This window comes from Nostoc foliaceum FACHB-393 (assembly GCF_014698505.1).
GTDB classification, from domain to species: Bacteria; Cyanobacteriota; Cyanobacteriia; order Cyanobacteriales; family Nostocaceae; genus Nostoc; species Nostoc foliaceum_A.
The window spans coordinates 47450-72272 of the sequence record NZ_JACJTD010000014.1 but is presented as its reverse complement, the minus strand read 5'-3'; the positions used below and the strand labels follow the sequence as shown (position 1 = coordinate 72272).

General features: G+C 42.0%; 14 protein-coding genes. 9 read left to right on the top strand and 5 right to left on the bottom strand.

Translation table 11 applies throughout. The features are described from left to right. The first annotated feature begins 442 nt into the window (after positions 1 to 442). Positions 443 to 3751: a type 2 lanthipeptide synthetase LanM family protein gene (locus H6G92_RS13885; RefSeq protein ID WP_242059123.1), complete on the top strand. Its 3309-nt coding sequence runs from the start codon at positions 443 to 445 to the stop codon at positions 3749 to 3751. A 176-nt stretch (positions 3752 to 3927) separates the two neighbouring features. Here H6G92_RS13885 and H6G92_RS13880 read toward each other — a convergent pair whose 3' ends face one another. Continuing rightward, positions 3928 to 5466 (bottom strand): lipase/acyltransferase domain-containing protein, encoded by a 1539-nt coding sequence (locus H6G92_RS13880; protein WP_190894264.1) that lies wholly within the window; start codon positions 5464 to 5466, stop codon positions 3928 to 3930. A gap of 327 nt (positions 5467 to 5793) precedes the next feature. Here H6G92_RS13880 and H6G92_RS13875 point away from each other — a divergent pair, with 327 nt between their 5' ends. From H6G92_RS13875 to H6G92_RS13860, 4 genes are all read left to right on the top strand, one after another. Continuing rightward, entirely contained in the window at positions 5794 to 6000 is a 207-nt protein-coding gene (locus tag H6G92_RS13875) for a hypothetical protein (RefSeq protein ID WP_190894263.1), read from the top strand. Positions 6001 to 6041: 41 nt separating this feature from the next. Then, positions 6042 to 7481, top strand: coding sequence for an NHLP bacteriocin system secretion protein (locus H6G92_RS13870; protein WP_190894262.1), 1440 nt, complete (start codon positions 6042 to 6044; stop codon positions 7479 to 7481). Positions 7482 to 7643: 162 nt separating this feature from the next. Further along, positions 7644 to 9866 (top strand): NHLP family bacteriocin export ABC transporter peptidase/permease/ATPase subunit, encoded by a 2223-nt coding sequence (locus tag H6G92_RS13865; RefSeq protein ID WP_190894261.1) that lies wholly within the window; start codon positions 7644 to 7646, stop codon positions 9864 to 9866. 7 nt (positions 9867 to 9873) lie between these two features. Further along, a complete protein-coding gene (locus H6G92_RS13860) occupies positions 9874 to 12765 on the top strand; it encodes an NHLP bacteriocin export ABC transporter permease/ATPase subunit (protein WP_190894260.1) in 2892 nt (963 codons plus the stop codon). A 94-nt stretch (positions 12766 to 12859) separates the two neighbouring features. On the opposite strand, the gene H6G92_RS13855 is transcribed toward H6G92_RS13860, so the two are convergent. Together H6G92_RS13855 and H6G92_RS13850 are read right to left on the bottom strand one after the other, a co-directional pair. Further along, the gene (locus H6G92_RS13855; RefSeq protein ID WP_190894259.1) at positions 12860 to 13135 is read right to left on the bottom strand and encodes a hypothetical protein; all 276 of its coding nucleotides are present in this window, start codon (positions 13133 to 13135) and stop codon (positions 12860 to 12862) included. Between the two features lie 118 nt (positions 13136 to 13253). Then, complete coding sequence (locus H6G92_RS13850; protein WP_190894258.1) at positions 13254 to 15584, bottom strand: response regulator; 2331 nt, start codon at positions 15582 to 15584, stop codon at positions 13254 to 13256. Positions 15585 to 15901: 317 nt separating this feature from the next. Here H6G92_RS13850 and H6G92_RS13845 point away from each other — a divergent pair, with 317 nt between their 5' ends. The 4 genes from H6G92_RS13845 (at position 15902) to H6G92_RS13830 (ending at position 23425) form a co-directional block, all read left to right on the top strand. Continuing rightward, complete coding sequence (locus tag H6G92_RS13845; RefSeq protein WP_190894257.1) at positions 15902 to 17149, top strand: alpha-L-fucosidase; 1248 nt, start codon at positions 15902 to 15904, stop codon at positions 17147 to 17149. A gap of 351 nt (positions 17150 to 17500) precedes the next feature. Continuing rightward, on the top strand, positions 17501 to 18706 hold the full coding sequence (locus H6G92_RS13840; RefSeq protein ID WP_190894256.1) for a glutathione S-transferase family protein: 1206 nt from the start codon (positions 17501 to 17503) through the stop codon (positions 18704 to 18706). 625 nt (positions 18707 to 19331) lie between these two features. Next, positions 19332 to 22100, top strand: coding sequence for a TIGR02921 family PEP-CTERM protein (locus tag H6G92_RS13835; RefSeq protein WP_190894255.1), 2769 nt, complete (start codon positions 19332 to 19334; stop codon positions 22098 to 22100). 839 nt (positions 22101 to 22939) lie between these two features. Further along, complete coding sequence (locus tag H6G92_RS13830) at positions 22940 to 23425, top strand: hypothetical protein (protein WP_242059122.1); 486 nt, start codon at positions 22940 to 22942, stop codon at positions 23423 to 23425. 230 nt (positions 23426 to 23655) lie between these two features. On the opposite strand, the gene H6G92_RS13825 is transcribed toward H6G92_RS13830, so the two are convergent. Together H6G92_RS13825 and H6G92_RS13820 are read right to left on the bottom strand one after the other, a co-directional pair. Beyond that, positions 23656 to 24333 (bottom strand): class I SAM-dependent methyltransferase, encoded by a 678-nt coding sequence (locus H6G92_RS13825; protein ID WP_190894254.1) that lies wholly within the window; start codon positions 24331 to 24333, stop codon positions 23656 to 23658. A gap of 124 nt (positions 24334 to 24457) precedes the next feature. Then, a complete protein-coding gene (locus H6G92_RS13820) occupies positions 24458 to 24811 on the bottom strand; it encodes a Spx/MgsR family RNA polymerase-binding regulatory protein (protein WP_190894253.1) in 354 nt (117 codons plus the stop codon). Positions 24812 to 24823 lie beyond the last annotated feature (12 nt).

Sequence of the window (24823 nt, the reverse complement as noted above, 5' to 3'; positions counted from 1 at the left end):
TTAATTTGGATAAATTCCATGCTTGGTACTGAGGCTTAACGCAGAAAGAGATGCTGCATAACAGATTCCCTCTTTGCTTTTTTGATCAAGGTATAGAGGGAATTCAATTAACAATTACTATCACCAAACGTGAGAAAATACGATTATGTTGTCACAAATTTAAAGCCTACTCTAAAATAGCCAACTACGCGAGAATATGCCAAGATAATTAAATATAAAATAAGCTCCTAGTTTGTAGTGAGCGATTTATCGCTCAGAGCAAGGATTATCAGGACTAAAGTCCTTACTACAAACTTGAAATTTATTTATGCCTAGATATTTACGTAATTAGTACTTAATTTAAAACTTGTTTCAGACGAACGCTATTGTTCTTAATGCCAACTATTGAGACGTAGACCAGAATTGATACTTACCTTTTAACTCCATCATGAGAAATCCAGCTATGGTTCAACAAGTTGTTCGCTTATCCCAACAGAAAACATCAGACGATTTAAGAGCGATCGCAGCCAATGCTAGCTTTCTCTGGGAACGTCTTGATGAAAGCAGATTTGCTATTAATGGCGATCAAGTCAACGAACAAGAAATTAACCGTCGTAGACATCGCTGGTGCGAAGTTGCAGCAGAAGGTAAATTGGATACGTTACACAAACGCTTAGAGTGGGAAGGGCTAGACCTCGATACTGTTAGTTCTAGATTGGGAGCCATTGAGTTACTTGCCGATCAACCTTTGCCTGAATGGGCACAAACCTTGCAGCAAATCATCCAAACCGCTACAGGATTCAATTCTGCAACTGAAGTATTTCTACCAATCGATTCACAAAATCCGATCACCTTTGAAGATATCCTTTTGCCTACTATCTTAGTAGCCAGACAGCAATTACTGACTCGCTGCAACAGTCAGTTTACCCAAGATTGTCTTCCCTTATCGATTCTTTCCCACAACGCTTACAGTTCTCTAGAACGTGGTCTACTGAAACGATTAGCAGGAATTTGCACAAAGACATTAGATTTTGAATTTTCTCAGGTGCGTCCCTTTGGTCAAAGCTTGCTCGGCTTACTAGGACTGGAGACAGGAAATAATAACACTCATTACACCAAGTTCGTCAATCAACTCCTAGAAGATGGAATGCTGACCTTCTTCCAGAAGTATCCAGTTCTCGGTCGGTTAGTGGCAACAGCAGTCAATTTTTGGGTTGAGTTCACTGCTGAATTTCTCGAACGTTTAGTTGCAGATAGGACAGATATTCAACAAATGTTTGATGAAAGAATTATCCCATTTTATCAAAACAAAGTTGCCGAAATTCAAACATCCATTTCCGATGCACACAAACGCGGACGAACGGTGATTTCGCTTACCTTTGAGTCTGGACTTAAACTTGTTTATAAACCCAAAGATTTAGGATTAGAGGTTGTCTTTAACCAATTTTTGGATTGGTGCAATCAACACAGCAATCTTTTAGATTTTAAAGTCATTCAGGTGCTAGAACGCAACGGTTACGGTTGGGTAGAACATGTTGAACAGTTGCCTTGTGTTGATGAAGCAGCTGCGAAACGATTCTATCAGCGTTCTGGGATGTTGTTGTGTGTGCTTTATGCTTTGCGGGGAACAGATTGCCATTACGAAAACTTAATTGCCAATGGTGAACATTTGGTGCTGATTGACATGGAAACGCTGCTGCACCATGAACCGAACCTCATTGAAGACTCACCACTTACCCAAGATGTAGAAACAACCGCCACACGACAATTTTGGGATTCCGTACTCCGCACCGGACTTTTACCGCGTTGGGACTTTAGTGGCGATCGCAGTGTCGCTTATGATATTAGCGGGCTAGGCAGCACAGATCCCCGATTATCTCCCCGCAAAGTCCCGCGCTGGCAGAACATTAATACAGATAATATGCACCTGTTGTCTGAGCCTGTAACCTTGCCGATTACGAAAAATGTGCCCTTCTTGAATGGAGTTGCTCTGTCTCCAAGCGATTATCAACTACAAATCACCACTGGATTTGAGCAGATGTATCGCTTTCTGATGGCGCACAAAGATTTCTTACTTTCAGGCCAAAGTTTGCTATCTGCTATGCAAAATCAGCAGGTGCGCTTTATCTTCCGCAACACCCGGATTTATGGCATCATCCTCCAAAAAGCTTTAGCACCCGATTACCTCAAACACGGCGTAGATTACAGTATTCAACTCGATGTTCTCAGTCGTGCTTTTCTAGTTGCTCAGGAAAAACCGAATGCCTTTCCTGTTTTGAGCGCAGAACTCCGAGCGATGGAACAATTGGATATTCCCTTCTTCACGGCTAGCGCGGTGGTTGATGAACTGAGTTTAAACGGTTCTTCTTCCATTCCCAACTACTTCAAGCAATCCAGTTACCAAGACCTGCTCAACCAGTTACAATCTCTGGATGAAACCGACTTAGCTCGACAAGTAGCGATTATTCAAGGCTCCTTCGATGCCAAGATTGCAACCACCTCCAGCCGCCAAGGTGGGCAATGGCAAGGCGAATCGTTACCGTTGCTAAATTCGGAACAATTTATTGCCGAAGCCAAAGAAATCGCCACTCAACTGGAAACTAGAGCCATTTCTGATCCTGATGGCAGCGTTAACTGGATTGGCTTAGACTTCGTGCCTCGCGCCGAACGATATCAACTGCAAGTATTGAATAATTGTCTCTCTGACGGACGCTCTGGAGTTGCTTTGTTTTTAGCTGCACTGAGTCAAGTAACTGGTGATTCCCGTTACCGCGATTTAGCATTAAGGACAGTGCAATCTCTGCGTCGCCAAATCCACACCATTGAGCCAGAAACTTGGGAACGCATGGCTCGTTTCATGGGCGTTGGGGGTGCAACAGGTTTAGGATCGCTGATCTATAGCTTGGTGAAAATTAGTCAATTCCTCAACGATGCAACGCTGTTGCCAGACGCTCAAGTATTAGCCGAGTTGATGACACCAGAACTAATTGCTGCCGACGAACACTTGGATATTATGAGCGGAGCAGCTGGGGCAATTTTAGGGTTATTATCCCTGCATCAAGCCACAGGAGAAGCAACCGTATTAGAAAAAGCGATCGCCTGTGGACAACATTTAATCAACCGTCAAGTTAGCCACAACGGTGCGCCCAAAGCTTGGCATACTTATTGGGATAAGCCCTTAACTGGCTTCTCTCATGGAGCCGCAGGCATTTCCTATGCCTTGCTCAGACTTTATGCCGCCACCTCAGAGGGCAAATTCTTAGAAGCAGGTTTAGCAGGAATTGAGTATGAACGTAGCGTCTTTTGCCCGTCCACTGCCAACTGGCCAGACTTCCGCAGAATGGGACAACCAGGACAACCTGACTTTGCAAATAAGTGGTGTCATGGTGCAGCCGGCATTGGTTTGGGACGCTTAGGCAGTTTGAGAATCGTGGAAACGCCGGAAATTCAACAAGAAATAGAAATTGCTCTCCAAACTACTCAGAGTTTTGGCTTACAAGCGATCGATCACTTATGCTGTGGCAACTTCGGTCGAGCGGAAGTGCTGTTAGTCGGTGCAAAAATCTGTTCCCGTCCTGATTGGCATCAAATTGCTCACCAGAATGTAACAAGTGTTGTGGCTAGAGCCAAGCGAACTGGAGCTTATCAACTGTTCCCCAACTTACCCAATTCTGTATTTAATCCTGGCTTTTTACCCGGTATATCTGGAATTGGTTATCAATTGCTGCGTCTAGCTAACAATAATTTGCCTTCAATATTGTTGTGGGATTGAGCTTGTTGTTCATACCCAAAAACAGTTTTTGACCAAGTTAAAAATAATTGATTTTTTAACTTTTCTAATAAGTTTTTCTCATAAAAGTTTAAAAGCAGATGGCACTAACCATCTGCTTTTAAACTACCTAATTATGTTACCAAGCTCATTTACCCCCCGCTATATCTACGCCAACTTTAATCCAAATGCACGTTGCGTAACAACTCCAGGATTTTATTAATACCTTCGTTAACCTTTAAAATTTCCTCATGTCCTGGATATGTAGCCGCATCGCTAAGTTGAAAACCGTAATCTCCTATTTCGGTTTTTAGCGACTTGTTTTTCTGCCAATGCTTGTGATATGTCAAGCTTCCGTATGGAACTATTCCATCTCCTGAATGTGTTGATCCATCTATCAGTTGTGTTGTAGTACCCTCTATTTCAAATCTTATTCCTTCTTTTACAAGAAAGTTTCCGCCTGTGTCGTTCAGGTCTGCTGCTACTCTCAGTGATTTTGTTTGTTCTCCGTCTATCTCTTCTACAGAAGAAATGTAGTATGCACCGACATGTGTAGGTGTGCCATATGCATAGATAACATCTAATTTCTGAACAGGTGGGCACTCTACCAGCTTACCCCCGTCGCCGTCCACAATACTACGTATCAAATTATCGTTTTGATAATGCTCCTGCTGATATTTCAGTGTAGTTTGTTCGGCTCCTCCATCTGTTAATATATCTTGGATTGTTTTTGGCTGAAAGTTATTGATTGTTGATGGAGCTTTGCTGTTCTCTTTGACAAACGCAAAATGTTCAGTGTTCAAAAATGCCTGTGGCGCTTTTGTTATGGGCAATAGCCAAGGAACACTCGAATAGCTTTGTATTACTGATTTAAGATCCTTTATTGCTGCCTTTCCTAATACTATTGGATCATCTGATCCTAGAAAACGAATTGCTAAAGGGCCGCCAAGCCACGGTGGACTAACTGCTATATATCGTTCTATATTTTCATGTATCCACTGTTCCCCTAACTCCTTTTTATTTTTAACCCACTGTAGAAAATACTGCGTAACTCGATTTCCCATACTATGAGCTATTATCACTACACGTTTTTGGTTATATTCGCGTTGCTTTTGTATTTCATTTTTGAGCTTATTAAAGTAGTCATACTTTTCGTTCAGACCTTTTGGTGATACTCGCCAATCATATGGAAAAGCTACCAAGTTACCTTGATTATTATTTTCATTCTTCACATATCCTTGTTCTACTAACTTCTCAATTAAAGCGGCAAAATATCGATTGTCTTTGCCAGTCTCAGGGTCAAAATCAGGCTCTGTATCTGGAGCTATCCTCTCAATTGCTTTAAATCCCTCTACAGGATGATTATCCTCGTCATTGGAGGCGGTTATACCATCAACCCCTAATGTCATTTGTGTTTTCCACCACGGAGCCGGAGTAATCGAGACAGTCCTAGAAGAAATTGTAGCATCTGGTAGATTCCATCCAAGTGTTTTTAAAGTTACTTTTTCAGGGTTGCTGTTAATTTCTGCATCGTCATTTGGTATTGGTCGTGCTGGTCGTGAACTCATCAATAAATTCAGCCAAATTGGATATTCTTCTTCTACTTTCGAGATTGGTGGCGGTTCTATTGGAAATACTGTTTGTTTTGAGATGAGCCTAGATCCTGATATTCCATGTATTAAGATAACCGGATAAAGTTCTTGGTTAGGTGTTGCCATTTGTTATTACCTTAGTTTTGGGAATTTCTATGTTTAAGACTTGAAATTAGAGCGTAACTTTCTGCATAGTTGCTCATTTCACCCCGAAACTTAGCATGGCTGAAAAAGTGACACAAGGACAGTTAAGACAGTTAAGACACTTAAGTAAAAAATCTATCGAAAGAGGTAAGTGTAAACTCTGCCCTTAAATTGGTATAGTTTTATTCTTAACCTAAATCGGATATTTTCTAATAAATGAAACATGGTGAATCACCTAAAGCTGATTAGTGCAATATTGGTGTTGAACCTTCTTCCAGAGTTCAATAAAGTGCAGGGAGATGAACAAATATGGCTGAACACGTATTTCATGACCAACTGAGTCTAGAGGAACCAACCGAAAAACTTGGAAAGCAAGCATTAAGCTTGGGTTTGATTCCCAGCATGATCCAGAGGTGCTGCAAGCAGTGTCACGGGACTTGCGTCATCAGTATGGCGATCGCTTCCCTGATTTCTCCCCTAGTTCTCCCCGATCACACTTTAATCTTAGAAGTCTAGAAAACTTGAAGCTCTAGGCGCTCTCAGGAAAAAGGAGAACAATGCAACTAAAACACAGCCACATTTTCCGTCAAGAAGCTCTTGAGCGCTTATCTTCACCAGAACAACTGGATCAAGCGATAAATGTAGTCAAGCCTCAAGCTTGGTTGACTCTATGTACTTTGAGTTTTGTGGTTGCTGTAGCTGGCGTTTGGAGTGTGTTTGGCAGAATTCCTCTCACGGTGACAGGCCAAGGTATATTGATTAAACCGCACCATGTTGTGGAATTTCAAGCACCCAGTTCTGGCCCATTACTAACTCTGAAGGTAAAGCCAGGAGATATTATTAAACAAGGTGATGTACTAGGGATAATCGACCAATCAGCGCTAAAGCAGCAATTACAGCAAGAGCAAGTAAAGTTGCAACAATTGCAAACCCAAAATCAAGAGACTGACAGGTTACAAAAGCTGCTGATTGACCAACAAATCATTACTCTTGGACAGCAAAAACTGGATCTGGAAAATAATCTGCGCCGAGAGCAAGATGCGCCAAAGTTACGCGATCAAACATTGAGAGCGATCGCTCAAAAACGTCAAAGTATTAATTCCCGCAAACAACAAATTAATTACTTACTCAAAACTCTCAAAGGACGGGTTGATAATCGTCGTCAACTTTTTGAGCAGCATGTCATCAGCCAAGATATGCTGGTGCAAGCTGAACAAGAATATTTTAATACTCAAAGTGAACTGTCGAATATTGATGTGCAACTAAAGGATCTGGAAATCCAAGAAACTACTACCCAACGAGAATATCTAGAAAATCTCAACAGAATTGACGAAATAAAAACCAAAATTAAAGATATTAATACTCAAAATACTAAACTACGCGAACAAGACTTAAAGCAATCAATTGATAAAACCAATCAAATTCGGGAAGTAAAGCGGCGAATTGCCCAATTAGAATTACAACTATCTCAAGATAGTAGAATAATTAGCAAATATAATGGTCACATTCTCGAACTGAGCGCTGTCCCTGGACAAATGATGAATCTGGGTAGTCGCTTAGGTTCAATTGAAGCTGAACAGCCAAATTCAAAACTTATGAGTCTTGTTTACTTTGCGAATAAAGATGGTAAGCAAATCAAGCCGGGGATGGCTGTACAGGTGACTCCCAGTTTTGCCAAACGTGAACGCGAAGGTGGTATTGTCGGAACGATCGCAGATATTTCTTCATTTCCGGTAAGTACACAAGATATTACAGCGATCGTTGGTAACAAAGAAATGGCCGCCAGCCTTGCCGCTAAAGGTGAAGGCCAGGTGCAAGCTTTTGTCCACCTCCAAGAAAACTCTACATCAGTCAGTGGCTACAAATGGTCATCCTCCGATGGCCCAGCTTTAAAAATATCCTCTGGCACAACTACCTCTGTTCAAGTAAAAGTTGGAGAAAAAGCACCGATTTCTTATATTATTCCTATGTTGCGCTCTTGGACGGGAATTTATTAAGGAGGCAGAAGTAATACTAATTTGAAAAAAGAATGCGACAAATAGACCATTTGTAGAGACGCGATTCATCGCGTCTCTACCTTTACCCAAGGATGTGTTGCAATCATTAATTGAATTGGTATAAGAATATTTAAAATTCTCAATTAGAAATCAAAGTTTAAAATGGCCGCTTTCCGTCTTTTTTCACAAATTAAACCAAATCGTGTTCGCACTTCTACACTCTTGCAAATGGAAGCGGTCGAATGTGGTGCGGCTGCTTTAGGAATAATTCTTAGCTATTACGGCCGGATTGTACCACTGGCTAAACTGCGTGAAGAATGTGGTGTTTCGCGGGATGGGAGTAAAGCTTTTAATATTCTCAAAGCTGCCAAAAACTATGGACTCAATGCTAAAGGTTTAAAACTGTCTCTAGAAAATGTAAAAACTACCCGTCTTCCCTACATTGCCTTTTGGAATTTTAACCATTTTCTCGTGGTAGAAGGATATAGCAAAAAACGCGTCTACCTCAACGATCCTGCCAATGGTCGGAGAACAGTGAGTTGGGAAGAGTTTGATCGCGCATACACGGGTGTTGTGCTGACAATGGAACCAGGAGCAGACTTTCAGAAGGGAGGCAAAAAAAATCACATTGTTTCTGCTTTAAATAGCCGCTTGCAAAACTCACGAGTTACTATCTTATTTTGCTTGCTAGCTGGGTTGTTGCTAACACTGCCTCGGTTAGCTGTACCAGCCTTTGCTCAGGTATTTATCGATGAGATTTTAATCCAAGATCGGCAAGATTGGTTACGACCTTTGCTGTTAGGAATGCTGTTAACTACTTTATTACGGGCATTCCTTGCCAGATTACGGCTTACCTACCTGCGGCGATTGATGGTTAAGTTGTCAGTCAGCACATCAGGACTATTTCTCTGGCATATCCTACGATTGCCCATTGGGTTTTATGACCAACGGTTTGCTGGGGAAATTAGTAGCCGGGTGCAACTGAATGACCGCGTGGCAGAAGTACTTTCGGGGCCTTTGGCAACTACAGTAATTGACGCGGTGATGATGGTCTTTTACTTGCTGATTATGATTCAGTATGACCAATTGCTGAGTGCGATCGCAGTTGGTTTTGCTTTAATCAACATTCTCGCCCTCCTATTTTTATCGCAAACTCGTGTAGATACAAATATGCGCCTAGCTCAGGAATATGGCAAAGTGGGCGGAGTAACGGTTAGTGGCATCCAAACGATAGAAACCATCAAAGCTTCTGGGCTGGAGTCAGACTTATTTGCTCGGTTTGCGGGTTATTACGCTAAAGCCATGAACGCCCAGCAACAATTAGGCTTACAAACTCAAATTCTCACCACATTACCCACAATTTTGACAGCCCTAACCACAGCTTCTATTCTGCTAGTTGGTGGTTTACAAGTAATGAATGGCAATCTTAGTATTGGAATGCTGGTTGCCTACCAAAGTTTAACACTGAGCTTCTTAGAACCAGTTAATAGCCTCGTTAATTTCGGCAGTACACTCCAAGATTTAGAAGCTGATTTAAATCGGCTTGATGATGTATTGCAAAATCCCGTTGATTTGGAAGTCGAGGGGGAGTGGAGAGCAGGGGAGGCAGGGGGAGCAGGGGGAGCAGGGGGAGAAATTACTTTCTCATCTCTCTGGCAATTACAGGGTCATGTTGAGTTACGGAATGTCACCTTTGGGTACAGTCGTGTAGAATCTCCTTTGATTGAGAATTTGAGCTTGACTGTCAAGCCAGGGCAGAGAATAGCGCTTGTGGGGGGAAGTGGTTCTGGTAAATCCACAGTTGCTAAATTAATTTGTGGGCTTTATCAACCGTGGGATGGGGAAATCTGCTTTGATGGTGTAGAGCGATCGCAAATTAAGCGTTCTGTTCTGGCTAACTGGTTGGCAATGGTTGAACAAGATATCTTTTTATTTGCCGGCACTATCCGAGAAAACATTACTCTTTGGGATTCAACTGTACCAGAAGTTGATTTGGTGCAGGCTTGCCAAGACGCAGCGATTCATGATGCGATCGCATCTATGCCTGGGAAATATGACTTTGAGTTGATTGAAGGCGGTATGAATATTAGTGGTGGACAACGCCAGCGTTTAGAAATTGCCCGCGCTTTAGTGAGAAATCCCACAGTTTTAGTATTGGATGAAGCAACCAGCGCCCTAGATGCAGAAACGGAGTTGATTATTAACCGCAACTTGCAACAGCGTGGTTGTTCGTGTATTGTAGTAGCCCACCGCCTCAGCACAATTCGTGATTGCCATGAAATTATTGTGCTAGAGCAAGGTAAAATCGTGCAGCGTGGCACCCATGAGGAATTATGGCAGCAAGGCGGAACTTATGTTCGCTTACTTCACGCGGCAGAGGCATAGTTGAGTAATGAGTAGCCCGCAGGTGAATTCTTCTTTTAAACTGTACTCCCTCCAAGCAAACGAACCAGTACTGTTGAATGACTCAGAAACATTCTGGATAGTGCAGTCTGGAACATTGGCGGTGTTTGCCACTAGAGTTAATAACAGCTTACTAAAGGAGCATCGCCGCTATTTGTTTCATGTCAACGCTGGTGAAGTCTTGTTACCGGAAGTAATAGCACAAAGCCAATGGAATTTTGTAGCGATCGCAATTGAACCTACCCAATTATGCCAGATGTCAATGGTTGATTTGGTTAAGGGAATCGCGGCGGCTGACTCTCAATCCATAGAATTTTTAGAAGGTTGGGTAAATCATTTAGGACAATCTCTTAGTGCCCAGCAGACAGTTTTGACTACGCCATTAAACCTGGTGCAGACATTAGGGCGAGATTTTTCATTATCGTCTGGTGAAACGCTACAGGGAAGACAACAAACACTCCTATGGGTGAAGTTGCAACAAGGCAGTACTCACTGGATGGGAGTCAAGGAATTAATCTTGAATTCTACCTCCCCAGCGTTTCCGCTCACGAGTGATATGTGGCTGGAGGCAGAAGATGCGGTTATTGGAGAAATGTTGCCAACGGCAGATTTAGAAAATTCCGAGGAACTCCTGGCAGCTTTAGCCAGTTTGCATACTTGTTTCTTTCACTACTTCAGTTTGCTGGCAGACAAAGAAGCAGAAGCAGAATTTCGGCAGTTTCAGGAACGCGAACAATTTAATCAGCAAGTAATAGAGGGGGCACTCTCTGATTTAGCAACAGTATTACAGCCACAGCAGGAGGCGGTTTTTTCTCAGGAAGGGCCGCCCTTATTGGTAGCATTTGGGGCAGTTGGGCGATCGCTAGGAATAGAGATTCGTCCACCAGCAGAGGATTTGAATTCTATTAAAGACCCTGTAGCCGCGATCGCACAAGCATCACAAATTCGGATTCGGCGTATAACTTTAGCAGATGGCTGGTGGCGTCAAGACCAAGGGGCAATGTTAGCTTATACTCAGTTAGAAAAGCGCCCAGTCGCCTTGTTACCTACAGATAATCGGGATTATGTGATCTTTGACCCCGTAGCGCGGACTCGAACACCTGTAAATGAATCAGTAGCAAAAACACTGTCACCATTAGCCTGCGTTCTGTATCGACCATTACCTCAAATTGCGCTCAAAGCCATCGACCTACTGCGGTTTGGGATCAAGGGTTATGAAAAAGACATTGCCAGTATTTTAGTAGTAGGGCTACTAGGCACAATCTTGGGAATGGTTGCACCACAAGCAACAGCAATTTTAATCAATCATGCCATTCCCGATAGCGATCGCGCTTTACTCTGGCAGATAGGATTGGTGATGTTTGCAGTCGCCTTTGGACAGTTAGCTTTTCAAGTTGCCCAAAGCATTATTACTCTACGAGTGGAAAGCGCCACTGATAGCATATTGCAGCCAGCCATTTGGGATCGGTTACTCAGATTAAGTCCTAGCTTTTTTCGTAAGTATACTTCTGGAGATTTGGTCAACCGCGTTATGGCGGTGAGGGAAATTCATCAAAAACTTAGCGGTGCTACTCAAAGAACGTTGTTGAGTGGAATCTTTGCCTTATTCAACTTGGTGCTGATGTTTATTTACAGCTGGCAACTAGCGTTTGTGGGCGTGGGTTTAGCAATATTTGCTGCTGTGGTTACGACTGTTGCAAGTTTCCTGTTGGTGAAAAAATCGAAAAAAGAGCAAGAACTCAATGGTGCAATTCAGGGACTCACTGTACAACTAATCAACGGTGTTGCCAAACTGCGAGTGACAATGGCAGAAGAACGTGCATTTGCAGCTTGGGCAAAAAAGTATAGCCAGCAGATCCGGTTGAAGGCGAGTTGGCAAGAGATTAAAGATGGTATTTCTATATTTAACGAAGCACTCCCTTTGGTAAGTTCTATATTGCTGTTTGGGTTTGCCATACTGTTAATCCAGACACGCCTAACACTGGGTACATTCGTTGCTTTTAACTATGCTTTGACGATTTTTATCAAAGGAGTAATTGACCTAAGCAATACTGTATCGGAAATTTGGAGTATTGTACCAATATGGGAACGAGCCAAACCGATTTGGCGATCGCAGCCTGAATATGACTCAACCAAGGTTAATCCCGGTCAATTAAACGGTCGTATTGCCCTAAATCGTGTCAGCTTTCGCTACTCTGAGAATGGAACCTTAATCCTCAACGATGTCAGCCTCCATGCCGAACCAGGAGAATTTGTTGCGATCGTTGGGTCTTCTGGAAGTGGAAAATCAACGATATTGCGGTTGTTATTGGGCTTTGAAACTCCATTGACAGGTAGCATCTATTATGACGGCAAAGACTTAGCAGAGATGGAACTCCAGGCTGTGCGAAGACAGTTAGGAGTGGTACTGCAAAATGGTAAAATCGGCACAGGATCGGTTTTTGATAACATCACCGCCAGTGCTCTAGTTTCCCTAGAAGAAGCTTGGTCAGCCGCACAAATGGCAGGCTTTGCTGATGATATCAAGCAAATGCCAATGGGGATGCATACGATCGTCGCCGAGGGTGGTAGTAATCTTTCCGGTGGACAACGGCAAAGATTATTGATTGCGCGATCGCTTGTTTCCAAGCCCAAAATTATTTTAATGGATGAAGCAACCAGCGCCCTCGATAACCGCACCCAGGCAATTGTAACTGAAAGTTTAGCTAAATTAAATGCTACCAGAGTGGTGATTGCCCATCGCCTCAGCACAATTCGTAATGCCGATCGCATCTATGTTATTGACGCTGGTCATGTCGTGCAGGTAGGTAATTTTTCAGAATTGATTGCCCAATCAGGGTTATTTGCCAGACTGGTAGCCCAACAGTTAGAAGGCGAGTAGGGGCGCAAGCAATACGGTTCGGTTAAAGGGGAAAGGGAAAAGGGGAAAGGTTTTGAATACATCCTTTACCCTTTCCAACCGTATTGGGCGATGCCTATGCATTTGTTACTTCGGCGAACTCATTTGTTACTTCGGCGAACTCATTTGTTGCTTCGGCGAACTCATTTGTTACTTCGGCGAACTCATTTGTTACTTCGGCGAACTCATTTGTTATTTCCGCGAACTCATTTGTTGCTTCGGCGAACTCGTTTGTTACTTCAGCGAACTCATTTGTTGCTTCAGCGAACTCATTTGTTGCTTCGGCGAACGCATTTGTTATTTCCGCGATCGTATTTGTTATTTCGGCGTGTCCATAATGCACTTTACTCAATACTTCTCGGATAAAGGGTAAAAGGAGAAAGGGAAAAAGTAAAGAAAAAACCTTTACCCTTTACCCCAAACCCGATTCCGATTCCGAGTTAAAAATTCAAAAACCGAGAAGTATTGCCTTAGTTTTGCTTCAGCATGGAATGAGCAACTTGGTATAAAGATTGGATATTTAGTCCATTATTAGGATATTCAACCACAGCAAAATTACAAGTTGCCTGGAAGCGATCGCCATTGGGAGCTGTAAAGACTTGCTGGCGGAGCTTGGTTAAAAGGTCATTGAGGCGATGTTTGACGACATCTATTTCAGTCAATCCAGAAACTCCTACCACAAATTCTCCGTTACCCCAATAGCCCAATATTTCGCCACTGCAAAAAACCGATTGAAATAGACGACTCCATCGTTGCAACACTTGATTACCAGCCTCATGGCCATACTGGATATTAATTTGACGTAAATCGCTGATATTCAAGCTCATTAAGCAAACCGATTGCTGATTTTTCTCGGCTTGAGCAATCAGGTGCTGTAAGTCTCGGCTAGACTGTAACTGATTTGCTAGTCCGGTTAAGGGGTCTTTGGTAGAGAGCGACTGTAGTAGGCGACTGCGTTCTAGGCGATGGGTGATTCTTGCCAGTAGTTCTGCCCCCACAACGGGTTTAACCACATAATCATCTCCCCCAGCAGCAAACACCTGCTGCACCGTTTCCATCTCCCGGTGAGCCGTCAGAAATACAATTGGCAATTCCTGCCATTGAGGATCTGTGCGAACTGCCTGGCAAAGTTCTATACCACTAATTTGGGGCATTTCCACATCCAAGATCAACAAATCTGGTGCAGTAGATTGCAATACCTCCCAAAAACGTAGGGGATTGTCCAATCCGGTCATTCGCATTCCCCAAGGTTCTAACATTGGGCCTAGTGCCGCTAAAATCAGTGGGTCATCATCAACTATTAATACATTTACTGTTAAAGCCCGCGTAAACTGTAATATTTGAGACGCAGTTTCCCAAACTTGATTTGCTGTGACAGGCTTGAGGAGAAAACCCCGCGCCCCAGACTGAGCCAAAGTCACACGATCTACTAGCTGATCGGCGACAGCCAGCGCCAGAACAGGTACGGGGGGGGTATGTGTTGCTAAGTCCAACATTAGTGCTAAACTTTCCTCTCGTTGCCCCATCTCATCTACATTCAGTACTACTAAGTCTGGTGATGTGGTTTGCAAGAAGTTTTTTGCACCTTCTAAGGTTGTTATTTGCTGCCAACGCATTTCCGTAGAATATGCCAGTTGTTGCAACTGTGAACCCAGTTGTAAATCAGAGTCAATTAGCAATAACTTCGGATTTATCTCTTCCCCAATCGAGGTAGCAGTTTGATTAGCTACCTTCATTAGGTTTAACAAATTGCCTAACTCTTGTATCAGCGATATTATCTGGCGTTTTTGGGCTGGTAATAACTCTCCATCTTTGTCTAAAATCTGTTCGATTTCCCGCGCTATTTGAGTACCTGTTTCTTGCTCAAACATTCCCAAAACACCAGCTAGCTTGTGCGCTTCCCGTCCTGCCGATTTACGTAATTCTATAGTTAGGATGCCGCTAGATAGTTCTGTTGCTGCTTGACGCAGTACCTCCATTCGCTGTGTCATTAGCCCCTGGTATTGATTCCACAACTCACCCATTGCTTGCTTAAACTGCTGTTCAACGGATGGGGAAGTATCGGGTATGGAGGAATCCCGATCTGTATTTTTTTGAGTTATTTTTTCGCTCTTTCCACTACTAGTAGCTTTTTGCGGTTTTAAGCGATATCCCAAACCATAAACGTTTTCAATCCAGTCTACGGCTCCAACTACTTTCAACTTGTGTCGCAACCACTTAATATGAGACTTAACAGTTTCCTCTTGGGGTGGGTCATCAAAAGTCCAGAGATGTTCGATAATATCTCCCCGACTAAAAACCCGCGATGGATTCCGTAGTAATAACTCCAGCAGACTATATTCTTTGGGTGTTAAATCCAGAACTTGATTATTGTATGTTACCTCGCAAATACTTGGATCTAAACGCAATGCCCCAACTTCTAGCACTGGAGGACGGGGAGTATCGCCGCGACGTAACAAAGCGCGTACCCTTGCTTGGAGTTCTCCCAAATTTAAAGGTTTAATGAGATAATCATCTGCTCCAGCATCGAGTCCACGAATGCGATCGCTAGTTTCATCTTTTGCTGTGATCAACAAAATAGGAGTGGAACAGCCACTAGAACGTAAGCGCTGACATAAAGTAATGCCATCCAGTTTCGGCAGTCCAACATCTGTTAATATCAGGTCGTAGTTCGTACCTTGGGCATATTCCCAGCCAATTTGTCCGTCTTGTGCAATTTCAACAGCATAGTGTTGTTGGGTAAGAGACTGCAACAAAACACTCGCTAAAATTTCGTCATCTTCAATCAGCAAGATTCTCATAGCAACTTACTCCACACAAATTTCTTTTTTTACCCTTTACCCTTTACACCAAACCCGATTCCGAGTTAAAAATGCAAAACCCGAGAAGTATTGACATCTTTACATAACGCCCTACGCTATCTATACCCACGGCAAGCAAACGCTTATCTCTAGTTCTTAGGGAAAGGAGGCAAGGGGGGCGATGGGCTACGCCCCGCTTTATAGCGATTGCATTTTCACCTCAGTCAATAACTAATAACAACCAAAATCTGTATATGTACTAAGATGCAAAGGGAGCTATTTCTCCGAATTAAGCAGAATTATTGCCAAATTTCATCATGATGAATAACTGGTTTGACACAGCTCGACTGGGGATGTTTATTCATTGGGGACATAGTTCTCAACAAGGATGTGAGTTATCTTGGCCGTTAGTTGGAGGTGTATTCAGCCTACCTTTTTGCAAAGATATTCCAGTTGAGAAATATCACTACACAGCTAATACTTTCAATCCACAGCAGTACAATCCTCAAGAATGGGCAGATTTAGCAAAAAGTCTAGGAATGAAATATGCCATATTAACAGCCAAACATCATAATGGTTTTGCCCTATTCCATACGCAAGAATCAAACTTTTCAATTGCATCTGCACCTTATAAAAAAGATATTATACGTGAATATATCGAAGCGATGCGCTCTGTAGGATTGCGTATTGGTCTTTATTTTTCGCTTAGTGACTGGCATCATCCAGACTATCCGGCTTTTACAGAAGCAGATAAACCTTATCGCTTTGACCAGCTACCTCAACCTACAGCGCAACAGTGGGAGCGATATATCCAATTTATGTTCAATCAGATCCGAGAATTATTGACTAACTATGGTCAAATTGACATCATTTGGTTTGACGGAAGTTGGGAACGCACTCCAGAGCAATGGCAGGCTCAAAAATTAGCAAAAATGATTCGTGATTTACAACCGAATATTCTCATCAATGATCGTCTTCCAAATTGTGGAGACTTTGAAACTCCTGAACAGTTTATTCCTCCTCATCCACCAACTCATCGTTGGGAAACCTGTCTAACTATCAATGAAAGTTGGGGATATAATTCAGACGACCATTGCTTTAAGTCATCTCGTCAGCTAATTCATACCCTTTGCGAAGTAGCAGGCAAAGGAGGTAACCTCTTGCTTAATGTTAGTCCAATGGGTAATGGAAAAATCCCTCCTGAGCAGTTAGAGCGTCTCAAAGATATAGCAGATTGGATGGAGAGTCACAGTGAAAGTATCCTTGATACAATCCCAGGATTAGAACCGTGGCAATTTTATGGCCCCTCAACTCGTAAGGGCAATCGCATTTATCTACACCTATTAATGAAACCTTACGAAACAATATCAGTTAGGGGTATACCAATCAAACGAGTAAAATCGGTGTTTGTTCTTGCTGACGGCAGAGCACTAACCTACACAAGCCGCTGTGCAATTATGGATTCTATTCTCAATTCTAATCCGTTAGGAGAATTAACAATTGATGTACCTGAATCAGTAATTAATCCATATGTTACAGTGATTTGTATTGATATTGATTCTTGAGTAATTGTAAATTAAGTAATTGTAAATTATTGATATCCTTTGCCCCTCAATCTGACAACTCATATCTAATGCCCAGTCCTTCTCTGCTCCTCTTTTCCCGGTTTCCTGGTTAATGCGAATCAGAAAAGCGGTCATCTCATTCGACAGTTAACGGAGAAAATACGTCAACTCAGAAGGGAAAATTTACGGTATCGACTTAGGGTTGAAACACTTTGCAGTCATTACTGAGGGCGAAAAAGTGTTTAAATACGATAACCCTAAACAACCTACTGGTTAAATTAAGCCTTGATGTAATTGAAAATATTGTAGAGTCAAGAAAAGTCCTAAGTATTGCCCTACGTAACTCACCCTATGACTACCGCAGCCTTAAGTTGGCAAGAACTAGAAACTCTCACGAACTATCAAATAGATACCGTTAATGGTCTTACCAACGCTAGAGCCAGGTTGCGCTTGTTTGGTCAGCCGGAATCTGATGTGCGGGTAACGCTGTACCGCGATAACCACGCTTGGTGTCCTTACTGTCAAAAAGTTTGGTTATGGCTAGAGGAAAAACAGATCCCCTACCGGATCGAAAAAGTGACAATGTTCTGCTATGGGGAGAAAGAAAGTTGGTACAAACGTAAGGTACCATCAGGAATGCTCCCCGCGATCGAGTTAGATGGACGGATTATTAAGGAAAGCGATGACATTTTGATCGCTTTGGAAAAGGTTTTTGCTCCATTGAGCCAAGGGATGGAAGACCGCACGGTGCTTCCTCTACGTCAATTAGAACGACTTTTATTTAGAGCCTGGTGCGCTTGGCTGTGCTCTAGAGCAGGTTCCTCTCAACAAGAACAACGCAACCGAGAACAATTTATCGGAGTGGTGGCTAAGGTCGAGGAAGCTCTAGGTCGCACTCCAAGCCCTTACTTTCTAGATAGCTTTGGCATCGTCGATGTGATTTTTACACCCTATGTCGAACGGATGAATGCGAGCCTTTATTACTACAAAGGCTACTCCCTAAGAGAGGAAAACCCTCGCTTGAGTGCATGGTTTGCGGCAATGGAAAGCCGACCGACCTACTGCGGTACCCAAAGCGACTTTCACACCCACGTGCATGATTTGCCGCCCCAGATGGGGGGCTGTTGGGAAAACGGCGAAGCCCAGATGCTTCTCAATAAAGCGCGGGTGGATAACGGCCCTTGGTTCGGGCTACCAGATGTTACTTATCCAGAACCGGAAAACTCCCGTATGGAAGCTCTTCAACGAACTATCGAGCACCGCATCAATATTATCCGAGTAAACCCCTTAGATGATAAATTGTTTGATCGAGCTTTACGTTGTGCTTTAACACACATGATGACTGGTGAAGACTGTGTACCTCCATCGGGATCTGATGTCGCTCTCCGATATTTGCGCGATCGCATTAATGTACCGCGAGACATGTCCATCTACGCAGCCAAGCGATTGAGGGAATCCCTGGAGAAAACCGCAGCCCTTGCGGGTGATGGGCAGCCAGCCCCCATTCCCACTAAGCATCGACGAGATCAAGACCCGTCTAACTTTGTCATCAAGTAGGATTCAGGCACGAGCCTAGTGTAGGGGCACTGCCGTGCCCCTACGGGTGTACCTCACGTAAACGAGAACCGCTATAGACCACGATTCAGGTCTAGAACCCCACACCCAACACCCAAAAGCCTTATAAATAAATGATTTGCCGTTTAGATTTCATTACATAAAATTTCATCCCTTGGTTGAGCAACGCCTTATATTTAAACAGTAGTGATATGGGTTATTAGAGTGATGAGTAACATGTTGGTGTTAAACCTTGTGCCAAGATTTCATTGTCTAAGAAAATTGTTATAAAAGCCAGTGTTAAGGGAAAAATTAAAATAAGGAACTATGTTTAAAGCATTGATTAGTTTGTCATAAAGGTAAAAATAATTTATGAACATCTTAGAGTTCACAAAAAACGCGATAAGTTATTGTACTAATATGTACATACTTTCCTGTGGGGACGGTACGCAGGTTCAACTAAGAGCATTCTGACCTAAGATTTACACGTATTGTAATCTGTAGATAATCCACTTGACCAGATCATCGCCAATTTACGGCAAAATCGTGGGGACTTATAAATCAAAACTATTGAATTTCAAGGGTAGTGTATGGGTGCAGGAACGTCAATTTTAGGAGGAGTAAATCTGTGAAATTGTTTTGGAATACAAGTTTTTACGGGATTTTTTGGCTCTGGAACCTGACATTTTTAATGTTAGTTTACATAGGGATATTACCATACGTAGGTGTGCCATTATTTCAGGCGACCTTAACAGGTGATATCCCATCTGAATTTTCCTTGACTCTAGTTACTTTAATTGCAATTCCCACAATTTCTAGTATTATCGGTGGCTGGAAGTTTATTAAACAACCTTTACAACTAATTCGCCTATTTTATGGTGTAGAAGCACCCCTATTTGTGTTGTGTTTGTTGCGGTTATTTGTGATTCGAGAACTGACATCAGCCAGTAGCCAAATTCTGATAACAACGGGCGTATGTATAGCTGCTTTTACGGGAGAATTATTTTGGGGTTATGCTGACCGACGCAAAAGTAGTTTGCAATGGGTACAAATGTTAGCCCATACATTAATGCTCGTATTTGGCATTTATGCGGGTACGGTGTTGTTATTTTATGCCTTGCCATTAGCGGTATTTCTGTTGCAAGAATTTATAAAATTTGCATGGGTAAAACCATTATGGGATGTACTATATCACTCAGCTTTTGTGGGGGGGCTATTCCTGATTCTCCCTTGGCTAGCTATTCTTGGTTTTAGTGCCACATTGTTTATTGCAATGCCATCGGCGTTAACAGCAATGTATGTACATTCAGGAGCAAAAATTTTAAGAGCTTTTGCTTCAGAACATGGTAAGAATAAAACATTTGCTGGTGCTGGTGCAGTTGTTGTGGCGTTTGCAGTTACTTTTATATCTTTACAACAACAACCCCAAGTATTAGCTTTTTCACTTTTAGCTAATGCACCTAAAAATGATAGCGATCGCCAAACGCTCGTAGCCAAGTCAGAACAAATCCGTACAGGATTAGTTAACGCTTATTTATCTTCTTACCGCTACCTTAGCAGCAAGCAAGAAAATAACCACATCAGTGCTATGTATCATCATGTATTAGGCTTAAATAAATCAGCTGCTGATGGATTGCAAGCAACTTATAACTTTCTGATGTCACCATTTTTATATAATGGTTCTGACAAAGATCCTGCCAAGGCAGAGAAACTGTACGCCGATTTTTTTGATACACCTCTACAAAAAGCAGAAAAAACAGCAGTTAGCCACGCAGTACAATCTACTTTTAACGAACAAGAAGTTAAAGCAGGTTTATTAAACATCAACGAAAAAAAAGTTTTATTGGTATCACAACAAGTCACAGTTAAAGAACATGGTGATTGGGCTGATGTGGAATTGTACGAAGTTTATAAAAACCAAACACGAGAAGTTCAGGAAGTTTTTTACTCCTTTTCTTTGCCAGAAAGCGCTGTAATTACTGGCTTATGGTTAGGAGATACTAATAAATTAGACCAACGTTTCCGTTTTGTTGTCTCTCCTCGCGGTGCTGCCCAGAAAGTTTATAATTCTCAAGTTAGACGTTCACGCCCTATAGATCCAGCTTTGTTGGAACAAGTAGGACCGAGACATTATCGCTTACGGGCTTTTCCTATTCCTCCTAAGAATGTACAACAAATACAAGGGCAACCATCACTCCCCACAGAAATGCACCTATGGTTAACTTACAAAGTCCTGGGACAAGACTTGGGTTGGCAAATGCCCCATTTAGGGGAAAAACGTAATATATTCTGGACTAATCAAACCAAGCGTATCCGCAACGGCAAAGAAATCGATTTGAAAGACGATGCTTGGTTAGAAGAATTCATCCCCGCGAGTGCAAAAATTCAGCCTGTATTACATGAAGTGAATTTAGAGGAAGGCTACAAAATACTAGCTAAACCCTTATCTCGTCAAGATTACACCTTACCCAAAGGCCAACGAGTTGCTGTAGTTCTCGATACCTCTCGCAGCATGGGAGAACATATTAAAGAATTGGTGCAAACATTATCATGGTTGAAAAAACATGGTTTTGCAGATAATGATTTGACAAACAACGATGCAGATTTATATCTTAGTGTTTCTCCAGGAGCTACGTCCAAACGCTTAGATGATCTCCAGCAATTTCAACCGGAAAAAGTCGCCTTTTACGGCACAATTCAACCCCAAGAAATGCTGACACAGTTTAATAATTTGCGTGGAGATACAGCTTATGATGTCGTTTTGCTGTTGAGCGATGAAGGTAGTTATGAATTGTCGAAGAACAATAAAACCGTCCCCAATCCGCCTGCACCTTTGTGGATGCTACATCTAGGTGGATTACCTGGGGCTTATAACGATGGCATCATTAAATCATTACAAGATAGCGGTGGTGGAGTTGGTATTGATATTTCTGAGGTGCTGCAAAGAATTGCTACCAAATCAGTTTTAAGTGACTCTGTTGTGAGTGTTGTTAATGGTTATGCTTGGTATCTGCAAACATTAGACACAGCAATTGCAACTAGCAACCAACAAGATGATTTCTTGCCATTAGCAGCCAGACAATTAATTTTAGGGTTGAGTAAAAAAATTAAGTTAGACAACCTCAAAGGTTTGGATGCGATTCACACCGTAGCCAAAAAGTACAAGATTGTCAGCCCTTATTCTTCGATGTTGGTATTAGTCAACGATGAACAAAGACAGTTACTCAAAGAAGCAGAAGCTCAAAGCGATCGCTTTGATCGTAAAGTTGAGAATGGTAAGGAAAATCTCTCTAAACCCATTAATCCCTTGAAAGTTAGCGTACCTGAAGCATCAGGGGGATGGCTTTTAGGTGTGAGTGCGATCGCCCTATTCATCCTTGTGAAGCGTCGGCGTTAATTAATTAATCATTGAAGAGGCTCTTGAGCAGTTCTTGCTGTCTTGCTGGGAGAAAGATAAAGATACTGGAATTACCCTGCCACAAGGATTAGAGAGCAACTAAATTTATGCCCAAAAGTAAAAATATTTATTTCGAAATGTGTAACACGAGAAATAATACGTCCTTACTTGCAGCCCCTAGATTCATGTATGGATTTTCTTCAAATGCAAGCGTTACAGTTAACTATTTCAAGACTACCAACTCCTATGATTGACTTAGCTGAGGACAAAAAGCATTAGAGGATGTTTGTCAAGATTTTAAGAAGTAATTTTAATCAACTTGCTTGCGAAGGCTAGCCAAGCACCTGCTGCGGAAACTGTGGATACGAACCCTCTCAATGCCCAGCCGCGCACAGATATCTCTGAGAAATCTCTCAGTGCTGAGAAATGACAAATCCCTCTCAAGTCATAGATGCATTCTGTGCTGTGATAGAGGATTTTCTGTTCCTACTTCAGTATTCTATAGGAATCATATTTGATTTCTGAAAAAATCTAAGTATTTGTAGGGTGTGTTAGGCGTAAGCCGTAACGCACCAAAGCTTTAAGAATGGTGCGTTACGCTGTCGCTAACGCATCCTACGTATCTTGTCAAAAATCAAATACTAGTCCTATATTTAGATAAAGGAATTGTTAGAGAACATCATAATTTTTCTGATCTCTAGTTAATCATTATGGCGGTTCCCATTCAGATGCGGTACAACATTACATCACGTAAACAAGAACCCCTGTAGTACCTTTTACTTAAAAACAAACAATTTTTAAGGTCATGTTGGTAGCAGATAAATAGTTTTAGAATAACAATGACAAACATGGATAACACGAAAGAAATTGATAGCAATAAAAATAATTTTGTTCAGCAGAAAATAGAAAATGAAACTGATATGCCTTCATCATCTAGCGAAGTGATACAGACAAATAAAACAATTAATATAGATGGTCAGCGTCCAGTCGATCCAAGTAATATTGAAATCAAAAAAACAATTAATATAGATGGTCAGCGCCCAATTGGTAAGAACGAAAACGATTATGATAAAACAATTAATATAGATGGGCAACGTCCGATTGCTAAGAGCGCTTTCCAAGAGCATGAGATGCTAAATGTAGACGGTAATCGTCCAATTGATCCTAGTGATTTAGATGTTGAAGAAATTCTTGACATAGATGGTCAACGTCCAATCACTAAGAGTAATTTTCAAGTTCAGGATACTCTAGAGATAGATGGTAGCCGCCCAATAGTTTCAGATAACACCGTGGAAGAGGAAATACCAACAGATTATGTTGACTAAAATCACGATCTTCCTTGACACTATAAAGTCGTGAAAATAAAACAAAGGGGCACAGTAATCTACATTGTCATACTCTGTTGTACTATGCCTTTGCTAACCTGTTTAGTGTATCAATAAGAAAGAGTTATCAATGGATTGCCAAGGGAATGTAACAGTTGTACTGAGCATTTGCAATTTGTAGTATTCTGCCAATAAAAGTAGATAGCGGGAGAATAAATATGCTTAAGACGTTATTGGCGTTCAAAGACAAAAATAATTGAAATCGGTTTGTTCGTCTTGGGATCACACGGCTCATGTAAATTTAGCAATCGGTAATTCAAAGCATGGAACTGGTTGATCCATGATTCGAGAGTTCTGAAATACCAAGGAGTAGGGTAAAATGGCTCATCTGCAATTGCTTGCCATGAAGTTTCGCGCCACCCATTAAAGTATGTAGAGTCACCGCAAGCAATTATCGGATGAAGTGTTTGAATGATTATTTTGCCTTTGTCCTCTAACAGGCTATGACCTGCCTTGGCGATCTCATCAAGAGCGCATTCACCTAGAATTGAAAAGTTGCAGATAAAACAAGAGAAATAGTTAATGGTGCTAAATCTTTGTAAGGCTAGATCCGAGTACGAACAGACAACAAAGCGAGAATCACCACTATGCCTTGCTGCCTCAATGAGATCGGCACAAAAATCAACACCCCAGCCATCAATTCCTAAAGAAAAAAGCTGTCGAGACAACCATCCCTCACCGCATCCAATATCTAAGAATGTTCTTGGATTAAGTTGGCTGACTGCTTTGACTATAGCGGCATCTGTGGCGATCGCACGACTTTCAATTTGTTTATTACGAATTGCTTTTGTCCATAACAAAGCATTGATCTGCCATGAGTCAAGGATTCGTTTTTCATTATCATCCATACAACACCGCTCAAATAGCACAAATATTTTTATACTTTCACTCCTGCCTTCTGCTCTTTAGCTTTGTGCAGCAATGTAATTGATAATTTAACCCCGATCTCACTGTTAGAGCGTTGCTTCCTGACTAAAATCCTAATTTTTCTTGAACTACTGCCTCATCTCGAAAGCCGACCAGGACAGCTGTTCCATCTTTGACAAAAAGCGGACGTTTAAGCAGCATAGCGTCGTGAGTGAATGCGTCAATCCATTGTTGATCAGTCCAAGTCTTCTTTTCATCTCCTAAAGCACGGTAGGATTGACCGGAGGTATTTCGCATGGGAGCAAAGCTCAAAGATTTCACCCAGTTTTGGATCTGCTCACGGGTCGGCGGACTCTCTTTGGTGTTAATGAACTCATAGTTAATGTTGTTGTGTTGGAGCCACGTTAAAGCTTTTTTGCAAGTGCTGCAATTGGGAATTCCGTAGACTTGAATAGACATAAAACAATTAAG

Bases quoted from the DNA above. Each gene is read 5' to 3' on its own strand.
- H6G92_RS13885 (WP_242059123.1), top strand. From the start codon at position 443: ATGGTTCAACAAGTTGTTCGCTTATCCCAACAGAAAACATCAGACGAT.
- H6G92_RS13880 (WP_190894264.1), bottom strand. From the start codon at position 5,466: ATGGCAACACCTAACCAAGAACTTTATCCGGTTATCTTAATACATGGA.
- H6G92_RS13875 (WP_190894263.1), top strand. From the start codon at position 5,794: ATGGCTGAACACGTATTTCATGACCAACTGAGTCTAGAGGAACCAACC.
- H6G92_RS13870 (WP_190894262.1), top strand. From the start codon at position 6,042: ATGCAACTAAAACACAGCCACATTTTCCGTCAAGAAGCTCTTGAGCGC.
- H6G92_RS13865 (WP_190894261.1), top strand. From the start codon at position 7,644: ATGGCCGCTTTCCGTCTTTTTTCACAAATTAAACCAAATCGTGTTCGC.
- H6G92_RS13860 (WP_190894260.1), top strand. From the start codon at position 9,874: ATGAGTAGCCCGCAGGTGAATTCTTCTTTTAAACTGTACTCCCTCCAA.
- H6G92_RS13850 (WP_190894258.1), bottom strand. From the start codon at position 15,584: ATGAGAATCTTGCTGATTGAAGATGACGAAATTTTAGCGAGTGTTTTG.
- H6G92_RS13845 (WP_190894257.1), top strand. From the start codon at position 15,902: ATGATGAATAACTGGTTTGACACAGCTCGACTGGGGATGTTTATTCAT.
- H6G92_RS13840 (WP_190894256.1), top strand. From the start codon at position 17,501: ATGACTACCGCAGCCTTAAGTTGGCAAGAACTAGAAACTCTCACGAAC.
- H6G92_RS13830 (WP_242059122.1), top strand. From the start codon at position 22,940: ATGACAAACATGGATAACACGAAAGAAATTGATAGCAATAAAAATAAT.
- H6G92_RS13825 (WP_190894254.1), bottom strand. From the start codon at position 24,333: ATGGATGATAATGAAAAACGAATCCTTGACTCATGGCAGATCAATGCT.
- H6G92_RS13820 (WP_190894253.1), bottom strand. From the start codon at position 24,811: ATGTCTATTCAAGTCTACGGAATTCCCAATTGCAGCACTTGCAAAAAA.